This window comes from Bacillus cereus group sp. N21 (assembly GCF_016483395.1).
Lineage (GTDB): Bacteria > Bacillota > Bacilli > Bacillales > Bacillaceae_G > Bacillus_A > Bacillus_A pseudomycoides.
The window spans coordinates 1-4,498 of record NZ_JAEHBX010000138.1; the positions used below are offsets into that span (position 1 = coordinate 1).

The window sequence follows — 4,498 nt, forward strand, 5'->3', positions numbered from 1 at the left end:
TTTTAGAGTAATAGTATCAGTATGTCCAAGATTTAGAGGTTACTTGCATGTATCTTGAAGTTTTTGCACCGGAACCCCTTTTGCAGACCACGCAAACCCTGTTACGATTCCGGTACTAGCTGCGTCCCCAGTTCCAATTTGTGAATACCATCTCCATTGATTGATTTTCACTCTTTTCAGAAATTTTTTGGTTGTAGAATGAATCTCTTGCAACTTTTTTACAATCTCTCCAACGCTATCGAGTTGTGCCATTACTTTATTTTCAATACCACCCTCTTCTTCTGCTTTTTCAATTTTTTGTCCAGTCTTTTTTTTCTGTTTTTCCATTCTTTCTAACACGTCAAACGTATATCGAATCCTCCATATTTTCACTTGTAGCAAACACTGTTTTTCTATTTCTGAATATAAGAAAGTAACTTTCAACGATATTTTCGACAATAATATATATAAAATAAGCAATAGAACAATTCCAATTATAAACCACTTCATCCCTATCATTCTTTCATTCCATATTCATTATCGACATGTTCAAAAAAGATTAAACAAATTAAGAAAAAAATAATTTTATGTATTTTTCTGAATATAAAAAGTGTTGTGATATTTTATAAATAGAAAAATTTTCGTTGTAAAATTAGGACGCTTAGCATGAATGTTTTGAAAAGGTGAGTAGCATGGTTATAATGACAATTGTTAGGAAATAAGAAGAAACTATATAAATTTCTGAAATGTACCCATAAACAGAAACACCTCTTGTACCATATCTAATTAAATACGGTATAAGAGGTGTTTTTTCTTGTTTTATTCTATTGGATTACTCTATATCGTTCTACTTCAATTAGGTTCTCCTATATTTAAGAATCCGCTGTAAGCCCATGATAATCTTTACATTATCCTGTTATTGATTATTCTGTTCTTGAATTTCTTCAGACGGTTCTTCAGTTGGATCTGGCTCATCTTCATCAACGCCATTGCAACCGCACAAGAAACCTACAGATAAAATAGTAGACATGATAGCAAGTAGATATTTTCTTTTCTTCAAGTGATTATCGCTCCTTTCAGATAAATATTTATGTTATTATCATCCGCCTAAAGAAAAAGAATATGCTGAAGTTTTTTCCTGTATATCAAATTAGAATCAAATCCAATTATTAAAAAACTGAAATCACTTAGATATCTGTAAGTTTAGTGCAAAATATGAAATAAGGTTAACAGCCCTAATTACCCTGTATACGAAATTGTGTTTTTTCAAATACTTGAAGCAAAACACCTTTCAATAGGAGTGAAAAAAGTGATAAGAAACAAAAGTACAGTGATACACCTATTTTTATTATTGGTTGTTACCGCAGTTTTTATATGGTCTGTTATTAAGCCTGCAAGATACTCGACATGGGCAGCGGAAGCTATTCCTGCCGTTCTCGGTCTAATCATTATAATTGCAATATACAATAAGTTTCGCTTTACCACTCTCTCTTATATCATTATTGCAATACTGGCTATTATAATGTTCGTCGGTGGTCATTACACATACTCAAAGGTTCCTTTTTTTAATTGGATAAAAGATCTTTTTGATTTAAATCGAAATCACTACGATCGATTTGGACATTTGATAAAAGGCTTGTTTACAATTGTGATAAGAGAAATATTATTACGGAAAACTCAACTAACCAAAGGTCCTTGGTTAGTGACGATTAGTATAAGCATTTCGCTTGCTATCGCTGCATTATACGAAATCATCGAATGGATAGCATTTAAAATAACAAAGGGAGGAACGGCAGCTAAAGACTTTTTAGGTACACAAGGCGACGTTTGGGATGCACAATGGGATATGTCGTTTGCCTTAGTTGGTTCGATTCTCGCATTACTCACCCTTTCAACACTACATAATCGGTTGTTAAAAAAGAATGAATAAAAGAGTGAATATAGAGGTAGAGGAATCTGTTTAGCAACGAAACTAAATCATGTTATATGCCTTAATGGACATAATGTAAAATGACAATAAAATTATTTAATTTTAAAATCTAAAACACGTATAACCCCGTTCTGATTTTAAGAAAGGGTTAAAATAAAGTTGTTTAATTTTTGATGTAAAATACTTCACTACACTTAAAAATACAACAATAACGTCGTTTAAATCTAAGTGTTATTGCACAATCGTGCCCTATTCTGGAATAGTCCTTTACTAATATTACCTCGTGAAATCCTTTTCACCATTTCACTCTTCTTGTGCCTTTTGTCTCCAGAATAGTAGTTGAGTATCGAACAGTTGGGGTAAGCATAACATAAATTGAGACAGCTGCCACTGCACAGATAATTGCTACGTCCCACAGTGCAACTTGCCAAACCTCGGTGAACTGTGAATACCGACGGCGAGGGTCATGCTTTTCTGGTCGAACCCAGAACCTCCAAATAGTGCTGATTGTACATAATGCCTAGAATGTTCCCAAAGGGATCGACCACTGAAGCGGTGATGAACCCCTCGCCGCGCTCTGTAGGTGCCTCGTACTCTTTCGCTCCCATAGACAGCAGCTTCTCGAAAGTTGCTGTTACATCGTCGACGTGCCAGTACACTACAGCACCGGCCGGGCCGGTCGCTGAACCATCGGGCGCGTAGCGGCTATCGATTAGGCCCAGCTCGTGCTGGTAGTCGCCAAGGCGAAACTCGGCATATCTTGGACGTTCGAAGTATGGATCGATGCCTAATAGCTCGGCGTACCACTTCTTTGCCTCTGCTAGATCATCCGTCCAAAAACTGACTGTAGTTAGTCCTCGTAATGTCTGTGTGTCGCTCATAATCGATTTCCTCCTTAATGTTGAGTAGTACGTCCCGATGCTAAACTAAATAACATCTTCTGAATTAACTTCGATTTACTTACGAATAATCCTTTCTCTTATTCAAGAAAATAGCCCTTTAATGGAATAACATGACTGACGTTTTTAAACATCTTTATTGTAAGTGTAACGATTTTATGTGTAATGTTGATTTTTTTAATAAAAAAAGACCGCCTTTAAATTGGCGTGAACTGTACCCCGAATCGTGGACACTTAAAAAAAGTCCATGATTCGGGGTTTTTTTGTGTTTTTGCACTTATTCCTCGTTATAATGGAAACAATGATAAAAGTGAGGTACGGGAAATGAGTAAAATTATTTTTAATGAAATTCAAATGAAACAGCTAGAGAAGAATAAAAATGTCGTGAAGGTATCAGAACGTTCTATTACCTATTGTGCGGATTTTAAAATAAAAGCTGTGAAAGAAAATCAGAGTGGGAAAGGTCCGAATCAAATCTTCCTAGAGAACGGGTTCGATTTAGCTATCATTGGTGAAAGAAAACCAAATTACTGTTTGAAGCGTTGGAGAAAGACATATGAGCAGTTTGGCGAAGAAGGCTTCTATACAGAACGTCGTGGAAAAGGAAGTACCGGCCGTCCTTCCCAAAAACAACTATCTTCTGACGACAAGCTAAAGAAAGCAGAAGCGCGTATTACTTTTCTAGAAGCGGAACTTGCATTCTTAAAAAAGTTAGACGAACTCGAAAGGCAGGCGTTACAGAAGAAACGTTAACACCACGTGAAAAATATACACTCATTGAACAAACGATTCGTCGCTTCCAATTCCCACGTATGGTGCACTATTTTTGCGAACTAGCTGATGTAAGCCGGAGTGGTTATTACGCTTGGCTTCGTAAGATAGACATACACATTGAAAAAGAAGTAAATGATGAGAAAGATTATGAATTGATTCAAGAGATTTTCAACCGTAAAAAGAAAAAATGTGGGGCACGATTCATCAAAATGACGTTAGAAAATACAAAGGGAATTACAATGAATTTAAAGCGTATTTTTCGGATTATGCGTAAGTATAATCTCATGACAAAGATTCGTCGTGCGAATCCATACAAACAAATCGCAAAAGCAACGCAAGAACACAAAACTTGTCCTAACTTATTACAACGTCAATTCAACCAAGAAGAGCCGGAGAAAAGTATGTTAACTAATATTACCTATTTATTTTATGGAAAAGGAAAGAAAGCTTATTTATCTTGCGTAAAAGATAGTACAACACGAGAGATTTTAGCTTATCATGTTTCCCCTTCTTTACAGATGGATATTGTCTATCAAACATTAGATAAATTAAAAGATAGATTAGGAGATACCATTCATCCTGAAGCACTTTTGCATTCTGATCAGGGTATCCACTACACGCACCCAGAATTTCAGCGCCGTGTAAAGGAGATGGGGATTAGACAGTCTATGTCACGTAGAGGAAACTGCCTAGATAACGCTCCAATGGAATCCTTTTTTGGTCATATGAAAGATGAATTAGACTACCAGTGTTGTCAAACGTTCCAATCTCTTCAACAGGTAATCGAGGATTATATGCAAGATTATAATTATGATCGTTATCAATGGACACTCCAAAAGATGGCTCCGGTACAATACGAGGCCACTGAAAAAGTCCTTATAGTTAAAAAAGTGAAAGCTTCCTCGATGAAATCGAG

Annotated in this window: 4 protein-coding genes and 1 pseudogene; 2 read left to right on the forward strand and 3 right to left on the reverse strand. The window is 35.9% G+C overall.

The window, feature by feature from the left end; all coding sequences use genetic code 11:
* Nucleotides 1-72: 72 nt before the first annotated feature.
* Together JDS96_RS29590 and JDS96_RS29595 are read right to left on the reverse strand one after the other, a co-directional pair.
* Nucleotides 73-498: pseudogene (locus tag JDS96_RS29590) on the reverse strand (DUF2953 domain-containing protein); the annotation flags it as partial.
* A 397-nt stretch (nt 499-895) separates the two neighbouring features.
* Nucleotides 896-1,039 carry a hypothetical protein gene (locus JDS96_RS29595; protein ID WP_199668976.1) on the reverse strand — a complete coding sequence of 48 codons (144 nt, stop codon included), beginning with the start codon at nt 1,037-1,039 and terminating at the stop codon, nt 896-898.
* Nucleotides 1,040-1,288: 249 nt separating this feature from the next.
* Between JDS96_RS29595 and JDS96_RS29600 the strand changes: the two genes are divergently transcribed.
* Entirely contained in the window at nt 1,289-1,909 is a 621-nt protein-coding gene (locus tag JDS96_RS29600) for a DUF2238 domain-containing protein (RefSeq protein WP_199668977.1), read from the forward strand.
* Nucleotides 1,910-2,373: 464 nt separating this feature from the next.
* On the opposite strand, the gene JDS96_RS29605 is transcribed toward JDS96_RS29600, so the two are convergent.
* The gene (locus JDS96_RS29605) at nt 2,374-2,790 is read right to left on the reverse strand and encodes a VOC family protein (RefSeq protein ID WP_199668978.1); all 417 of its coding nucleotides are present in this window, start codon (nt 2,788-2,790) and stop codon (nt 2,374-2,376) included.
* Between the two features lie 342 nt (nt 2,791-3,132).
* Between JDS96_RS29605 and JDS96_RS29610 the strand changes: the two genes are divergently transcribed.
* Nucleotides 3,133-4,498 (forward strand): IS3 family transposase gene (locus JDS96_RS29610; RefSeq protein WP_374221026.1). Its coding sequence is split into 2 segments (ribosomal slippage), with 1,367 coding nucleotides annotated over them: nt 3,133-3,505 and nt 3,505-4,498; the frame shifts between segments, so codons are not numbered across the junction. This gene is flagged as partial in the annotation.

Coding starts and splice junctions, on each gene's coding strand:
- JDS96_RS29605 (WP_199668978.1), bottom strand. CDS start 2,790: ATGAGCGACACACAGACATTACGAGGACTAACTACAGTCAGTTTTTGG.